General features: G+C 69.5%; 12 protein-coding genes. 8 read left to right on the top strand and 4 right to left on the bottom strand.

Features of this window, described 5'->3' with window-relative positions:
- Positions 1 to 137: 137 nt before the first annotated feature.
- On the bottom strand, positions 138 to 2,609 hold the full coding sequence (locus tag ACPPVW_RS17390) for a DNA gyrase/topoisomerase IV subunit A (RefSeq protein WP_426624313.1): 2,472 nt from the start codon (positions 2,607 to 2,609) through the stop codon (positions 138 to 140).
- Between the two features lie 78 nt (positions 2,610 to 2,687).
- Between ACPPVW_RS17390 and ACPPVW_RS17385 the strand changes: the two genes are divergently transcribed.
- Positions 2,688 to 3,821, top strand: a complete 1,134-nt coding sequence (locus ACPPVW_RS17385) for an alkaline phosphatase family protein (RefSeq protein ID WP_426624312.1) — start codon at positions 2,688 to 2,690, stop codon at positions 3,819 to 3,821.
- A gap of 42 nt (positions 3,822 to 3,863) precedes the next feature.
- On the opposite strand, the gene sepH is transcribed toward ACPPVW_RS17385, so the two are convergent.
- The gene (gene sepH / locus ACPPVW_RS17380) at positions 3,864 to 5,048 is read right to left on the bottom strand and encodes a septation protein SepH (RefSeq protein WP_426624311.1); all 1,185 of its coding nucleotides are present in this window, start codon (positions 5,046 to 5,048) and stop codon (positions 3,864 to 3,866) included.
- 205 nt (positions 5,049 to 5,253) lie between these two features.
- Here sepH and ACPPVW_RS17375 point away from each other — a divergent pair, with 205 nt between their 5' ends.
- Positions 5,254 to 5,547, top strand: a complete 294-nt coding sequence (locus ACPPVW_RS17375; protein WP_039920738.1) for a DUF4193 domain-containing protein — start codon at positions 5,254 to 5,256, stop codon at positions 5,545 to 5,547.
- 28 nt (positions 5,548 to 5,575) lie between these two features.
- Here the strand turns inward: ACPPVW_RS17375 and ACPPVW_RS17370 are convergent, their stop codons facing one another.
- Entirely contained in the window at positions 5,576 to 6,037 is a 462-nt protein-coding gene (locus tag ACPPVW_RS17370; protein ID WP_426624310.1) for a DUF3093 domain-containing protein, read from the bottom strand.
- 39 nt (positions 6,038 to 6,076) lie between these two features.
- Here ACPPVW_RS17370 and dut point away from each other — a divergent pair, with 39 nt between their 5' ends.
- From dut to dxs, 6 genes are all read left to right on the top strand, one after another.
- Positions 6,077 to 6,535 (top strand): dUTP diphosphatase, encoded by a 459-nt coding sequence (gene dut / locus ACPPVW_RS17365; RefSeq protein WP_426624309.1) that lies wholly within the window; start codon positions 6,077 to 6,079, stop codon positions 6,533 to 6,535.
- Positions 6,532 to 7,176: a DUF3710 domain-containing protein gene (locus ACPPVW_RS17360; RefSeq protein ID WP_426624308.1), complete on the top strand. Its 645-nt coding sequence runs from the start codon at positions 6,532 to 6,534 to the stop codon at positions 7,174 to 7,176. Before dut ends, ACPPVW_RS17360 begins: the two co-directional genes overlap by 4 nt.
- A 14-nt stretch (positions 7,177 to 7,190) precedes the next feature.
- Positions 7,191 to 7,940, top strand: coding sequence for a DUF3159 domain-containing protein (locus ACPPVW_RS17355; RefSeq protein ID WP_426624307.1), 750 nt, complete (start codon positions 7,191 to 7,193; stop codon positions 7,938 to 7,940).
- Between the two features lie 28 nt (positions 7,941 to 7,968).
- On the top strand, positions 7,969 to 10,341 hold the full coding sequence (locus tag ACPPVW_RS17350) for a cation-translocating P-type ATPase (protein WP_426624306.1): 2,373 nt from the start codon (positions 7,969 to 7,971) through the stop codon (positions 10,339 to 10,341).
- Between the two features lie 140 nt (positions 10,342 to 10,481).
- Positions 10,482 to 13,310, top strand: coding sequence for an aconitate hydratase AcnA (gene acnA, locus ACPPVW_RS17345; protein ID WP_426624305.1), 2,829 nt, complete (start codon positions 10,482 to 10,484; stop codon positions 13,308 to 13,310).
- Between the two features lie 77 nt (positions 13,311 to 13,387).
- Entirely contained in the window at positions 13,388 to 15,340 is a 1,953-nt protein-coding gene (gene dxs / locus ACPPVW_RS17340) for a 1-deoxy-D-xylulose-5-phosphate synthase (protein WP_426624304.1), read from the top strand.
- 109 nt (positions 15,341 to 15,449) lie between these two features.
- Here the strand turns inward: dxs and ACPPVW_RS17335 are convergent, their stop codons facing one another.
- On the bottom strand, positions 15,450 to 15,980 hold the full coding sequence (locus ACPPVW_RS17335; protein ID WP_426624303.1) for a dihydrofolate reductase family protein: 531 nt from the start codon (positions 15,978 to 15,980) through the stop codon (positions 15,450 to 15,452).
- Positions 15,981 to 15,999: the final 19 nt, after the last annotated feature.

The raw sequence follows: 15,999 nt of genomic DNA, 5'->3' as shown, positions 1-15,999 counted from the left end.
TCCGCCGGCATCGTGCCGTGACCTCCGGAGTTGCGGACCGGCCGGCGTGGTCGTACGTCCGGACATTCGGGCGGGATGCCGGCGGATTTCCGGAGTTGCGGATGGTGTGGCGGCGTGTCGCGGCGGGAATCCGTCAGTCACGCCAGTGGGCGGCCGATGGAGGCGACGACCAGGTCGAGCGGGGTTCCTGAGCCGTCGCGGCGTGAGCCGCCCTCCGGCAGCGTGCGCGCGGCGCCGTCGGGCCCGACCGCGACAGCGGGAGAGGCGCCGACCCAGGCGAGCGACAGCTCGGTCTCGCCCTTGAGGAAGCGATGCGACCGCACGCCGCCGGTGGCCCGGCCCTTGGCCGGGAACTCCCCGAAGTCGCTCACCTTGCCGCTGCCCGGGTCGGCCCCCGGGAGGGTCTGGTCGCTGACCGCGATCGTGACGACCTCCGCCTGGTCGTGTTCGTCGGCCTCCACGGCCCCGAAGAACAGCACGCGCGCGTCGTCGCTGAGGCTGATACCCGCCATGCCGCCCGCCGACCGGCCCTGCGGCCGCACCGACTTCGCGGCGAACCGCAGCAGCTGGGAGTCGCTCGCCACGAAGACGAGCTCGGCGTCGTCGGTGCACTGCACGGCGCCCACCACGGCGTCGCCGGCCTTCAGCGTGATGACCTCGAACTGCGGCTTGTTGGCCCAGTCGCCCGGAGTGACGCGTTTGACGACACCCTGTCCGGTTCCGAGCGCGATCGGCAGCGGCGAGTCGAGCGACACGACCGCGAGCACGCGCTCCGTGCGGTCGGCCAGAGCGAGGTAGTCGCCCACCTTGACCCCGGCTCCGAGCTGCACCGAGTTGAGCGGTGCAGCGGGGAGGTCGACGGGCGAGAACCGGATGAGGCGGCCGCGGTCGGTGATCGCCCCGATTTCGCTGCGGCTCGTCGTGTCGAGCCGGGAGAGGATCGCGTCGTGCTTGCTGCGGCGGGCCGGTGGCTGGATGCGGTCCAGCCCCTCGCCCCCGGCGCCGGCATCGACGCGGAGGATGCGCCCGGTCGTCGACAGGTACACCCGGCAAGGGACGTCGGCGACCTCCAGCTGGACGGTCATGGCCTTGCTCCGGGAGCCCGCTCCGGCGATCGACGGCTTGGCCTCGGTGAGCAGCGTGCGGCGCGGCGTGCCGAACTTCGCGGCGACCTGCTCCAACTCGTCTGACACCAGCTGGTGGATGCGCGCCCGGCTGCCGAGAATCTCCTCCAGCTCGGCGATCTCGGCCATGAGCTGGTCGCGCTCGGTCTCGAGCTCGATGCGCGAGAACCGGGTCAGCCGCCGCAGCCGCAGCTCAAGGATGTAGTCGGCCTGCAGCGTGCTCAGGTCGAAGACCTGCTGCAGGCGGGTGCGAGCCGCGTCGGTGTCGTCGGAGGTGCGGATGACCTGGATGACCTCGTCGATGTCGAGGATCGCGACGAGGAGACCCTCGACCAGGTGCAGGCGTTCCTTGCGACGTGCCAGCCGGAACTCCGAGCGCCGCGTCACGACCCGGATGCGGTGGTCGAGGTAGACCTGCAGCAGCTCGCGCAGGCCGAGGGTCTGCGGGCCGCCGGCGACGAGCGCGACGTTGTTGATCGAGAAGCCCTCCTCCAGCGGCGTGTGGCGGTACAGCTGCCCGAGCACGGCCTCCGGGCTGAAGCCGGTCTTGATGCCGATGACGAGACGCAGGCCGTGCTGGCGGTCGGACAGGTCGGTGACGTCGGAGATGCCGCTCAGCTTCTTCGCGTTGACGCCGTATTTGATCTTCTCGATGACCTTCTCGGGGCCGACCATGTAGGGCAGCTCGGTGACCACTAGGCCGCTCTTGCGCGCGGTGATCGGCTCCACGGACACCTTGGCGCGCATGCGGAAGCTGCCGCGGCCGGTGGCGTAGGCGTCGCGCACCCCGGCGAGGCCCGCGATGGCGCCGCCGCTCGGGAGGTCGGGGCCCGGGACGTATTCCATCAGCTCGTCGAGCGTCGCCTCCGGGTTCGCCAGGAGGTGACGCGCGGCGCCGACGATCTCCACGAGGTTGTGCGGCGCCATGTTGGTGGCCATGCCGACCGCGATGCCGCTCGCGCCGTTGACGAGGAGGTTCGGGAAGGCCGCGGGCAGCACGTCGGGCTGCAGCAGCTGGTTGTCGTAGTTCGGGACGAAGTCGACGACATCCTCGTCGAGGTCTTCCGTCAGGGCGAGCGCGGCGGCAGCGAGCCGGGCCTCCGTGTAGCGGGCGGCCGCGGGGCCGTCGTCGAGCGACCCGAAGTTGCCATGCCCGTCGACGAGCGGCACGCGCAGGGTGAAGTCCTGCGCCATGCGCACCAGGGCGTCGTAGATGGCGCTGTCGCCGTGCGGGTGCAGCTTTCCCATCACCTCGCCGGTGACGCGCGCGGACTTGACGTGACCGCGGTCGGGGCGCAGGCCCATCTCGGTCATCATGTAGAGGATGCGCCGCTGCACAGGCTTGAGACCGTCCCGGGCGTCGGGGAGCGCGCGGGAGTAGATGACCGAGTAGGCGTACTCGAGGAACGACCCCTGCATCTCGGTCGTGACGTCGACGTCTTCGATGCGCTCTGTAGTGGGGGCCTGATCGTCTGCTGGTGTCATTCGTGCATTCGGTGGTGGGGCGGCAGGAGGCGCGGGTTCGACGGCTCCCGTCCGTCCAGCTGTGACAGACTGGGCCGGATGCCCCCCATGCTACCGGCCGCGTTTACCACCCCGGCGAGCCTCGCCACGGTTCTGCCCAGTTGCCTCGCAGCGTTGCAGGGGCAGGCGAACCCGCTCGGCCTCCGCGCGCTGGAGCACGTGGTGGTGGTCGTCGTCGACGGACTCGGCACCGCCGCGCTCAGAGCCCGGGAGGGCCACGCGCGGACACTGGCCTCCCGCCTCAACAAGGCGACCATCATCGACGCGGGCTTCCCGACGACCACGGCCGCCGCCCTCGCCACGCTCACGACCGGAACGACGCCCGGCGAGCACGGGCTCGTCGGCTACCGCGTGCGCGACGACGCCGGTCGGCTCACCAACCAGCTGAACGGCTGGGACGAGCGGATGGACCCGGCCACCTGGCAGCGCTCGCCGACCGTCTTCGAGCGGGCGACGGCCGTCGGCGTCTCGGCCTACGCGGTCGGGGTCCCGGCCTACGCCGACTCGGGATTCACCCACGCGGTCCTCCGCGGGGCCGAGTTCATCGCCGGACGCACGATGGCCGACCGGTTCGACGCCGTCCGGGAGATCCTCCGCGCTCCGGGCCCCAGGCTCACCTATCTCTATGTCGCCGAGCTCGACCAGGCCGCCCACGCGCGCGGCTGGGAGTCGCCGCGATGGACGGCGGAACTCGAGACGCTCGACGGGCTGGTCGCTCAGCTGGCGGCCTCCCTCGGCCCGGCCCAGGGCATGCTGGTGACTGCCGACCACGGGATCATCGACATCCCGGAGAGCGGTCATGTGCTCTACGACACCGCGCCCGAGCTGCTGGAGGGCGTTGACGAGATCGCGGGTGAACCGCGGCTACTGCACCTCTACGTCCGGCCTGACGCAGGCGCCGAGGAGGTCGCCGCCCGCTGGAACGCGCTGGAGGGCGGCCGGTCGTGGGTCGCGACCCGGGACGAGGCCATCGCCGCCGGCTGGTTCGGACCGACGGTCGCGCAGGAGGTGGCGCCCCGGATCGGCGACGTGCTCGTCGCGGCCCGCAAGCGCATCGCCTACTACGATTCGCGCGACCCGCAGCGCACCGGGCGCAGCATGATCGGCCAGCACGGCTCGCTCACGGCGGAGGAGACACGAGTGCCGTTGCTGCGTTTCGGCGCAGCGGTCTGATCCGCAGCGCCTGCCCGCGAGGAGACCGACGCCGGTGACGGCTCAGGCCAGGTCGTCGTCCGTTCGCGCACCGAAGACGATCTCGTCCCAGCTCGGCATCGCGGCGCGGCCCCTGCGGCGGCCGCCCGAGGCGGGCGCCTGCTCCTGCTGAACGGACGAGGGCGACGGTGCGGCGGCGGGAGAAGCGGCGGGTTTTTCCGCGGCGGGCGCAGGCGCGAACTCCTCGACGAACGTGATGCTCTCCTCCACGAGCCGGAACGGCAGCGGGTCGAGCAGCGTGGGCTGCTCCGCCTCTGCGTGTCCCGAGTCCGGCAGGCCGCGGTCGTGGCGGTCCGGCAGCTCTGGGTGCGCTGGCGTCTGGTCGTCGTAGGTCGCGGCCTCGCGCTCACCGCGGCGGCGGCGCAGGGCCTCCAGCAGGTCGGCGGTCTGGTGGAGGTCGCGCGGGGTCTCGTCGTCGGCGCGCTTGATCGCCGAGACGGCGATGGAGTTGCTGGCGCGCCCTGGTACGAGCGGCTCCAACGGCTCGAGAGGCTGCGTCACCTCGGGGCCGAGCAGGTCGGCTCCGGGCGCAGGGAAGGTGAAGGCTCCGCTGTCGAAGCGGGAGGTGTCCGGCTCGCCCTCGTGCGGCAGCACCGCGCGGAGCCGAGGGATGAGCGCTCCTCCGCGGAGCTCGCCGGCCTGCGAGAGCGTTGTCGCCTCCGAGTTCAGCGGGGCGAGTGCGTGCTTGCGGAGGTCGTAGCTCCAGCGGGCGTCGTGGTCGATCTCGTCGGCCGTGAACTCCAGCTTGACGATCCAACCGGCCTCCTCGTCCTTCCAGCTCGCCCAGCGCTCGCCGGACACGCCCAGGGAGGCCAGACGGTCGCGGATGACCGAGCCGAAAGTGTCGGGGTCGCCCATCGGGTCGACCTCGGCGGCGGTGCGGACGGGCACGCTGAGCGCGCTCGCGACGACATGCTCTCGTTCGGCGACGATCGGACCCTCGAAGCGCTGGACGTAGTCCAACGGCGCTCCGGTGACGGCTGCGACGTCTTCAGCCGACATCCCCGAGCGGATGTGAGCCTGGACCTCGCGCGGCGAGAGCCTGGGGGTTTCGGCCGACGCCTGCTGCCGCACCTGCCGTATCTTCGACTGCAGCGTGTCGTCGACGGCGATGCGGAATCGCTCACCGTCGTCGCCGACGGCGACGACGGCACCGTTCTCGACCCCGATGACCTTTAAATCCTGCATTGTGATGCCTTCCGAGCTCGCGTTCGTTCCGGGCCAGAATGCCACGAGAAGGGGGGCTTTCCGGGGAATACCCCGGGCGTGCCGGAAGTTGAACACCGAGCAATCGCTGAAAGGGTTCCGCGCGGTTTTGCTATTCGCAGGCGATTGATGCAAACTATGGCCGCCGATTGCGAGAATCGGCCGTTACGACGAGAAGTGGATGGGCATGGCAACGGATTACGACGCACCGCGGAAGACCGAGGACGACTCCGAGTCGATCGAGGCCCTCAAGGAGCGAGTTCCGGACAAGATGTCTGGTGTCGTCGACGTCGAAGACGCCGACAACCCGGGCGGCTACGAGCTCCCCGGTGCCGACCTGTCGGACCTCGATCTCGACGTGGTGGTGCTGCCTCCTCAGGCTGACGAGTTCACCTGCGTGAACTGCTTCCTGGTGAAGCACCGCTCGCAGATCGACCACGAGAGCAAGCTCGGACCGATCTGCGTGGAGTGCGCCGCCTGAGCGGCGCACCGCACCGCTACGACGCCGACTAGTCCCCGAGGGGGCTGGAGGAACGTCGGGCCTCATCGAGAACCCGGACCAACTGGTCCGGGTTTCTTGTCGAGAGGAGCCAGTAGGGCGCCGGGTCGTCGACGTCGAGCACGGGGACTTTCACGACCGGCTTGATCCAGCCGCGGATGAGCAGCCAGGCGCGGGCGTCGAGCCGTTGGCCGCGCTCCAGCGTCGCCTCCTCGCTCCGGAAAGCGAGCGGCTCGCCGATGAACTCCAGCGGGATTCTCGCGTGCCCGGCGATCAGCTGAGCGGACGTGACCCGGATGACCGGAGCGGAGACCAGCAGCGCGATCACGATGGCGGCGTAGAAGACGATCGCCAGGACGACGCCGACGGCGAAGTCGATCGGCGCGAACACGAGCATCACGGCCGGCACGACGAGGATGGTGGAGATGAAGAGCCAGGGGGTCGCCCAGAGCCGCTCGCGGTAGAGGTCCATGCGCCTATTCGATCATCCTTCGTGCACTACCCTCGACACGTGACCGAAACCGTGGACGTCCCGATCATCGCGCAGCATCTTCCGTCGTACGCCCACCCCGGTGACGCCGGTGCCGACCTGTGCGCGGCGGAGGCCGTCTCGCTGGCTCCCGGTGAGCGGTACACGGTGCCGACCGGCGTCTCGATCGCCCTCCCCGAGGGCTACCTCGCGTTCGTCGTGCCCCGCAGCGGCCTCGCCATGCGCCACGGCATCACCATCGTCAACGCGCCGGGCACCGTGGACGCCGGCTATCGCGGGGAGATCAAGGTGACCGTTCTGAACACGGACAGGTCGATGTCGTACGATATCGCCGTCGGCGACAGGATCGCCCAGCTGATCGTCATGCCGGTCGTGCAGGCCCGGTTCGTCCCCGTCGACACCCTCCCGGACAGCCACCGCGGCACCGCGGGCTTCGGCTCGTCCGGCTACACCGTCACCCAGGCAGGAGAACACGCTTGACCGACAGCAGCGATACCCGGGGCGAGGACCTCACGGTTCCTCAGGACGCGGACAAGTCCGCACCGGAGGATCGTGAGACGGAGGGCCCCCTCGACGAGAGCGAGGCGAACCCCGTCCGTCCCTATGTCGACCTCGGCGGCGTCAAGATCCTGCCCCGCGAGGGGCTCCACCTCCGGTTGGAGGTCGAGGAGGAGTCGCAGCGCGTCGTCGCGGTCGGGCTCGACTACGCCAACTCCACCTTGCAGGTGCAGCCGTTCGCCGCGCCGCGCTCCACGGGGCTGTGGCACGAGATCCGCAGCCAGATCGCGGATCAAGTTCAGCGTCAGGGCGGCCGGGTGAGCGAGCGCGACGGTGTGTTCGGCCCGGAGCTCGTCGCCGAGATCCCCGTCGCCCCTCCGCAGGGCGCGCCCGGCGAGACCCGCGTCGCGCGGTTCGTCGGCGTCGACGGGCCGCGCTGGTTCCTGCGCGGCGTGATCGCGGGCGACGCGGCCGTCAAGCCCGACGCCGCCGCGCTCGTCGAAGACCTCTTCCGCAGCATCGTGGTCGTGCGCGGCGACGTGCCGATGCCGCCGCGCGACCTCATCCCGCTGCGGATGCCGTCGGCGCCGAGCACCGGCGACAACGGGTACAGCGCACTGTGAGCGACGGGCGCGACGTGACCGACCAGCAGCATGACCCGGAGCCGGACGACCAGGTCGCCTCGACGGTCGGCGAAAGCCTTGCTCGCGCCGCGCGCAACTCCGGCATGGGCAAGCTCGTCGACGGTGGAACGCCGACCCGCGCGGCCCTGCTCTCCGCTCTCGGCGGTGTGCGCGGCCTCCTCGAGACCATCCTCCCCGGCCTCGTCTTCCTCATCCTCTTCACGTTCACGCAGAACGTGCCGCTGTCGATCGGGGTATCGGTCGCCGTCGCCGTGGTGTTCACGGTGGTGCGGATCATCGGCAAGACGCCCATCACGCAAGCTCTCGCCGGTCTGATCGGCGTCGGGCTCTCGGCGATCTTCGCGCTCATCACCGGTCGGGGCGAGGACAACTTCATCCTCGGGATCTGGACCAACGCCGCGTACGCCGCCGCCCTCCTGATCTCGATCCTGGTGCGCTGGCCGTTGATCGGCCTCGCGGCGGGCTACCTGATGGGCGACGGGCTGGCCTGGCGGTCCGTCAAGTCGAAGTTCCGGGTCATGCAGGCGCTGACCTTCTTCTGGTTCCTGCTCTTCGCCGCGCGGCTGCTCGTGCAGGTTCCTCTCTATCTCGCGCACACCGATGAAGCGACCAGCGCCCTCGCCCTCACCAAGCTGCTGATGGGCGTCCCGCTGTACGCTCCGCTGCTGCTGGTCACATGGTTCGTGGTGAAGGGGCAGTTCCCGCAGAAGCCGTCGCGCCCATCGGAGAACGACGCCGGTTAGCCGGCACAGCGTTCCAGGAGGGGGAGGGATGCTCGACGCGCGCACCAGAGAGGGGCTGAGTGCTGCGCAGGTGGCGGAGCGTCAGGCCGACGGCCGCGTCAACCTCCAGCGCCAGGCGGGCTCGCGCTCGCTCGGCGACATCCTGCGCGAGAACATCCTCACGCTGTTCAACGGCATCCTCACCGTCTGCTTCATCGCGGTGCTGCTGCTCGGCGATCTGCGCGACGGCTTCTTCTACGGCGTCGTCGTCGTCAATGCGCTGATCGGCATCGTCCAGGAGGTCCGCGCGAAGCGGGTGCTCGACCGGGCGGCGCTGCTCGCGGCCCCGGAGAGCCGGGTGCGGCGCGGGGGCGAGGTCGTCGCGATTCCGCTGCAGGAGGTCGTGCTCGACGACCTTCTCGTGCTGCGGCCGGGCGACCAGATCCCTGCCGACGCGGTGGTGGCCGAGAGCACCGGCCTCTCGCTCGATGAGTCGCTTCTGACGGGGGAGTCGGACCCGGTCTTCAAAGACGAGGGCGAGCAACTGCTCTCCGGCTCGCACGTCGCGACGGGAACGGGCTACGCCGTCGTCACGGCCGTCGGCGCCGACTCCTACGCCAGCAAGCTCACCAGCGAGATCCGTCGGCACTCGCTGGTGCACTCCGAGCTGCGCGACGCCACGAACCGCATCCTCGTGTACTTGTCGTGGATCCTCGGCCCGGTCATTCTGGTGACCCTCATCGGCCGCGTGCTCGCGTACGGCGGCTTCTCAGAGCTCTTCACGGACGCCCGCTGGCGACGTGCCCTGCTCGACGCGGTCGCGGCGGTCGTCGGGATGATCCCGGAGGGTCTGGTGCTGCTCACCAGCCTGGCGTTCGGCGTCGCCGCGATCCAGTTGGCCGCTCGCAAGGTGCTCGTGCAAGAGCTGGCCGCGGTGGAGGTGCTCGCCCGCGTCGACGTGCTCTGCCTCGACAAGACGGGCACGCTGACCACGGGCGAGCTGGAGCTGGAGGGGACGGAGCCGATCGGCGACGTGCCCGGGGAGCTGGCCGAGACGGCGCTGGCGGCGTTCGGCGCGGACGAGACGGGCAACGCGACGTCCGGGATTCTGTCGACGCGGTTCCGCAGCGACCGGTTCCGGGTCGAGCGGCGCATGCCGTTCAGCTCGGCGACCAAGTACAGCGGGCTCACGATGCGGGTCGGCGGCGAGGAGACCTCCTGGGTGCTCGGCGCGCCCGAGCGGGTGCTCGCCGACCACACCGAAGCCCTGCAGCGCGCCAACGCCATCGCAGCGACCGGCCGGCGCACGCTCGCCCTCGCCCGCGCGCTCGATCCGCTGCCGCACGGCACGCACGTACCGCTCACCGGGGTGCGGGTCGCGCCCGCGCTGCTGGTGATCCTGGGGGAGGACCTGCGGTCGGAGGCCCCGGAGACGCTCGGCTACTTCAGGGATCAGGCGGTGCGCGTGGTCGTGATGTCGGGGGACAACCCGGTCACGGTGGAGGCCATCGCCCGTGCTCTGAACATGGAGGGCGACGCGATCGACGCCTCCACGCTCGCGACCGACGAGGAGCTCGCCGACGCCCTCCGTCGCGCGAGCATCTTCGGCCGGGTCAGCCCCGAGCAGAAGCGCACCGCCGTCGGGCTGCTCCAGCGCGAGGGCCGCACCGTCGCGATGACCGGCGACGGGGTCAACGACGCCATGGCGATCAAGGACGCGAACCTGGGGATCGCGATGGGGACCGCGACGGCGGCGACCAAGGCGGTCTCCCGGCTGGTGCTGCTCGACAACCGCTTCGACCGGCTCCCGGACGTGCTGGGCTTCGGCCGTCGCGTCATCGCCAACGTCGAACGGGTCTCGAACATCTTCCTGGCCAAGACGGTCTACGGCATCCTCCTCGCGCTGGTCAGCGCGGTGGTGCTGTGGCCGTTCCCGTTCTTGCCGCGGCAGCTGACCCTGGTCTCGACGCTCGCCATCGGCATCCCCTCGTTCTTCCTCGCGCTCGCGCCGAACAAGCGCATCTACACGCCGGGCGTACTCCCGCGCATCCTGCGGTATTCGATCCCGACCGGCGTGATCGCCGGGCTGACGGCGGTGGTCGCGTACGCGCCGCTGCACCGCGCGATCCCGCTGCACGAAGCGCGCAGCGTGACGACGGTCGCGCTGTTCTGCGTCTCGCTCTGGATCCTGTGCGTGCTGACGCGGCCGCTCACGACGTGGCGGTGGTTCCTGCTCGGCGGGGTCGCGGCCGCGTTCGTGCTGGTGTGCGTGATCCCGGCCACTGCGACGTTCTTCGAGATGCACCTGTCCGTGGACGCCGCGCTGGCCTGGGGGATCGCGGTCGGTGCGGTCGGCTCGGCGGGGATCGAGCTCTTCTATCGCTTCGCCAGGCGGCGCGGCCTGGTGTTCGACCGGGTCTGAACGTGCTAGTTTTTATCTCGACGTCAAGATACTTTCCTGGGCTGACGATTTAGGCTTACCTTGCTGGAAACACTCTTCGACGCACGACAAAGATGGACAAGGCTCGCGTGACATCGCCTGCCGACGAAGGAGAAGGCACAGTGTCAGCTGTAAACAGTTTCGGTGCGAAGAGCACTCTGACGGTGGGGTCGACGGACTACACGATCTTCAAGATCGACACGGTCGACGGCTACCAGAAGCTCCCGTTCAGCCTCAAGGTGCTGCTGGAGAACCTGCTGCGCACGGAGGACGGCGCGAACATCACCGCCGAGCACATCCGCGCCCTCGGGGGCTGGGACCCGCAGGCCGAGCCGGACACCGAGATCCAGTTCACGCCGGCCCGCGTCATCATGCAGGACTTCACCGGCGTGCCCTGCATCGTCGACCTCGCCACCATGCGCGAGGCCGTGTCGTCGCTCGGCGGCGACCCGAACAAGATCAACCCGCTCGCACCCGCCGAGATGGTCATCGACCACTCCGTCATCGCCGACCTCTTCGGCACCGAGAACGCGCTCGAGCGCAACACCGACATCGAGTACGAGCGCAACGGCGAGCGGTACCAGTTCCTCCGCTGGGGCCAGACCGCGTTCGACGACTTCAAGGTCGTCCCGCCGGGCACCGGCATCGTCCACCAGGTGAACATCGAGTACCTGGCCCGCGTCACCATGACCCGCGAGGTCGGCGGCGAGCTCCAGGCCTACCCCGACACCTGCGTCGGCACCGACTCGCACACCACCATGGTCAACGGCCTCGGCGTGCTCGGCTGGGGCGTCGGCGGCATCGAGGCCGAGGCGGCCATGCTGGGCCAGCCGGTCTCCATGCTGATCCCGAAGGTCGTCGGCTTCAAGCTGACCGGCGCCATCCCCACCGGCGTGACCGCGACGGACGTCGTGCTCACCATCACGCAGATGCTGCGCAAGCACGGCGTCGTGGGCAAGTTCGTCGAGTTCTACGGCGCAGGCGTCGCGGAGGTCCCGCTGGCCAACCGCGCCACCATCGGCAACATGAGCCCGGAGTTCGGCTCGACCGCCGCCATGTTCCCGATCGACGACGTGACGCTCGATTACCTGCGACTCACCGGCCGCAGCGCCGAGCAGGTCTCCCTGGTCGAGGAGTACTCCAAGGCGCAGAGCCTGTGGCACGATCCGGCGAGCGAGCCGGTCTTCTCCGAGTATCTCGAGCTCGACCTCTCGACCGTCGTCCCGTCGATCGCCGGCCCGAAGCGTCCGCAGGACCGTATCGAGCTGACCGCGGCCAAGACCCAGTTCGAGAAGGACCTCACCGATTACGCGGACATCTCGCACGACCTGGTCGACCTGACCATCTCGGAGTCGTTCCCGGCGTCCGACCCGGGCGAGCTGCAGCCGGAGGACACGCACAGCCACCACGTGCACACGCACCACAGTCACGCGCCGAAGACGGCCTCCAACCCCACCCCGGTGAAGCTGGAGAACGGCGCCGACTTCGTGCTCGACCACGGTGCGGTCGCCATCGCGGCGATCACGTCGTGCACGAACACGTCGAACCCGTCTGTCATGCTCGCCGCCGGCCTTCTGGCCCGCAACGCGGCCCAGAAGGGCCTCAAGGCCAAGCCGTGGGTCAAGACCACGCTCGCCCCGGGCTCGAAGGTCGTCACCGACTACTACGAGAAGGCCGGTCTGACGAAAGACCTGGAGGCCCTCGGCTTCTACACGGTCGGCTACGGCTGCACCACCTGCATCGGCAACTCGGGCCCGCTGCTCGACGAGATCTCGCAGGCCGTCAACGAAAGCGACCTCGCCGTCACCGCCGTCCTCTCGGGCAACCGCAACTTCGAGGGCCGCATCAACCCCGACGTCAAGATGAACTACCTGGCGAGCCCGCCGCTGGTCATCGCGTACGCCCTCGCTGGAACGATGAACTTCGACTTCGAGGTCGACCCGCTGGGCACCGACGCCGAGGGCAACGACATTTTCCTGAAGGACATCTGGCCGGACGCCGCCGAGGTGCAGCAGACGATCGACTCCTCGATCAACGAGGGCATGTTCGTCCACCAGTACGCGTCGGTCTTCGAGGGCGACGAGCGCTGGAAGTCGCTCGCCACCCCGACCGGCTCGGTGTTCGAGTGGGACGCGAAGTCGACGTACGTGCGCAAGCCCCCGTACTTCGACGGCATGACGCTGGAGACCACCCCGGTCACCGACATCACCGGCGCCCGCGTGCTGGCGAAGCTCGGCGACTCGGTCACCACCGACCACATCTCGCCCGCCGGCTCCATCAAGGCGGACAGCCCGGCCGGTCAGTACCTCACCGAGCACGGTATCGACCGCAAGGACTTCAACTCGTACGGCTCGCGCCGTGGCAACCACGAGGTGATGATCCGCGGCACGTTCGCGAACATCCGCCTGCGCAACCAGCTTCTCAGTTCCTTCAATGAGGGCAGTGGTGTCGAGGGTGGATACACGCGTGATTTCACCAAGCCCGACGCCCCGCAGTCGTTCATCTACGACGCGTCGCAGAACTACCAGGCGCAGGGCACCCCGCTGGTCCTCCTGGGCGGCAAGGAATACGGCTCCGGCTCGTCGCGCGACTGGGCGGCCAAGGGCACGAGCCTCCTGGGCGTCCGCGCCGTGATCACCGAGAGCTTCGAGCGCATCCACCGGTCGAACCTGATCGGCATGGGCGTCGTCCCGCTCCAGTTCCCGGCAGGCGAGAACACCGAGTCGCTGGGCCTCGACGGCACCGAGTCGTTCTCGATCACGGGTCTCGAGGAGCTCAACGAGGACCGCACGCCCAAGACCGTGCACGTCATCGCCGAGCCCACCGAGCACTCGCCCGCGGGAAAGCAGGTCGTCGAGTTCGACGCGGTGGTCCGGATCGACACCCCCGGTGAGGCCGACTACTACCGCAACGGCGGCATCCTGCAGTACGTGCTGCGGAGCCTGGTGTAATCAGACCGTTGTCAAGGGGGCTCGGGATCGTACGGTTCCGAGCCTCCTCCGACTCACACGGTTCTACACTGAAATCCATGAGCATCCTCGAAACCATCCACGGGCCGCGTGATCTCGACCGGCTCACGGACAAGGAGCTCGACCAGCTCGCCGCCGAAGTGCGAACCTTCCTGGTCGCCAACGTCGCCAAGACCGGCGGTCACCTCGGGCCGAACCTCGGCGTCGTCGAGACGACGATCGCCATCCACCGGGTCTTCGACTCGCCGCGCGACGCGATCGTGTTCGACACCGGCCACCAGTCGTATGTCCACAAGCTGCTCACCGGGCGCCAAGACTTCTCGCACCTGCGGCAGAAGGGCGGCCTCGCCGGCTACCCGCAGCGCTCCGAGTCCGAGCACGACATCGTGGAGAGCTCGCACGCCTCCTCGTCGCTGAGCTGGGCAGACGGCATCTCCCGCGCGTTCGGCATGACCGGCCAGGACGACCGGCACGTCGTCGCGGTCGTCGGCGACGGCGCGCTCACCGGCGGGATGACGTGGGAGGCGCTCAACAACATCTCCGACGACAACAACCGCCGGCTGGTCATCGTCGTCAACGACAACGGACGCTCCTACGCGCCGACCATCGGCGGCATGGCGCGGTTCCTCAACACCGTGCGCACGCGCCGCGGCTACCGCAATCTGTATCTCAGCAGCCGAAAGGCGTTCGACAAGCTCGGGTCGCCCGGACAGTCGTTCTATCGGGGCATCCGTGGCGGACTGCACGGCTTCCTGAGCCGGTTCTCGAACAACGAGGCGCTGTACTCCAACCTCGACATCAAGTACATCGGGCCGGTGCACGGCCACGACATTCAGGCGATGGAAGAGGCGCTGCGGCAGGCGAAGAACTACGGCGCGCCGGTCATCGTGCACGCCATCACGCAGAAGGGCCGCGGCTACGAGCCCGCGCTGCGCGATGCCGCCGACCAGTTCCACGCGGTCGGCCAGATCGATCCGGAGACGGGCGAGCCGATCGAGAGCTCGACGAAGCAGACCTGGACCGGCGTCTTCTCCGACGAAATCGTGAAGCTCGCCGAGCAGAACCCGAAGATCGTCGGCATCACCGCCGCGATGCTGCGGCCGACCGGCCTCCACACGTTCGCGGAGCGCTTCCCCGACCGCGTGCACGACGTCGGCATCGCCGAGCAGCACGCGGCGACGAGCGCGGCGGGACTCGCCTTCGGCGGCCTCCACCCGGTAGTCGCGATCTACGCCACGTTCATCAACCGCGCATTCGACCAGGTGCTGATGGATGTCGCCCTCCACAAGGCGGGCGTGACGTTCGTGCTCGACCGGGCCGGGGTCACCGGCCCCGACGGCCCCAGCCACCACGGCATCTGGGATCTGGCGATCCTGCAGGTGGTGCCGAATATCCGGCTCGCCGCGCCGCGCGACGGCACCCGGTTCCGCGAGGAGCTGGGGGAGGCGGTTGCGGTGGACGATGCGCCGACCGTGCTGCGGTTCCCGAAGGGGAACGTGCAGGCCGACATCCCCGCCGTGCGTCGCCTCGACGATGGCGTGGACGTGCTGCGCGAGTCGGACGCCCGCGACGTGCTGCTCGTGACGGTCGGGCCGATGGCGGAACTCGGCCTCAAGGTCGCGGACCGACTCGCTGCTCAGGGCATCGGCGCGACGGTCGTGGACCCGCGCTGGGTCGTCCCCGTGCCACGGAGCATCTTGAGTCTGGCCGCCGATCACCGGATCGTCGTCACCATCGAGGACGGCATCCGCGTCGGCGGGATCGGCACGCGCGTGCGCCAAGACCTCCGGGAGGCCGGGATCGACACGGCCGTGGACGAGCTCGGTCTGCCGGACGCATTCATCGAGCACGCGATGCGCGACGAGATCCTCGACGAGGCCGGGCTCACCCCGCAGAAGATCGCCCGCGACCTGGTCGCCCAGGTGCTCGGCAGCCGCATCCCGATCGCCCGCCCGCTGCCGGTGGAGGAGCCTGCCGCGCAAGACGTCGACGCCAAGAAGCGCCGCGCCTGACGGCACTCCCGCCGCCTACGGGCGCCGAGGGGCACGCAAACGTCCCTAAAACTCGGTTGTAGGGGCGTTTGCGTGCCCCTCGATCACTCCGGGAGGGGCGTACGCGGGTTCAGGCGAAGCGGTAGACGTGCTCGACGCTCCCTGACGGGAACGTCTTGGTGCCCGAAAGCACGAGCGGACGGCTCGCCTCGGCGACCGGGAGCAGCGGCTTGCCCGAGCCCACGAGCACAGGCACGTACGTCACGTGCAGTTCGTCGATCAAGCCGTGGTCCGCGAACTGCGCGGCCAGTGCGCCTCCGCCGACCAGCCACACGTCGCGGTCGTCCGCGGCCTCGCGCAGCTCAGCGTCGAGCTGGTCGACGTCGCCGGCGAAGAACGTGATCGACGCGCCCTCGATGGTGGGCAGTGCGCGGTGCGTGACCACCCAGGTCGGGATCTCGGCGTACGGCCAGGTGCCCTGCGCGAGCACGAACTCGTACGTCGTCGCGCCCATGACGAGCGCGCCGATGCCCGACAGGAACGCCTGATAATGTTCGTCGAACTCCTCGAAACCGAACTGCTCCAGCCATTCGATGCGATCGTGGACGTCGGCGATGAAGCCGTCGATGGAGGACGCGACGTAATACTTGGTGAGGGCCATGCCGTGACGGTACCAGCAG

This window comes from Leifsonia sp. McL0607, from assembly GCF_049993355.1.
Lineage (GTDB): Bacteria > Actinomycetota > Actinomycetes > Actinomycetales > Microbacteriaceae > Leifsonia.
This window is presented reverse-complemented; position numbering and strand designations above follow the sequence as displayed.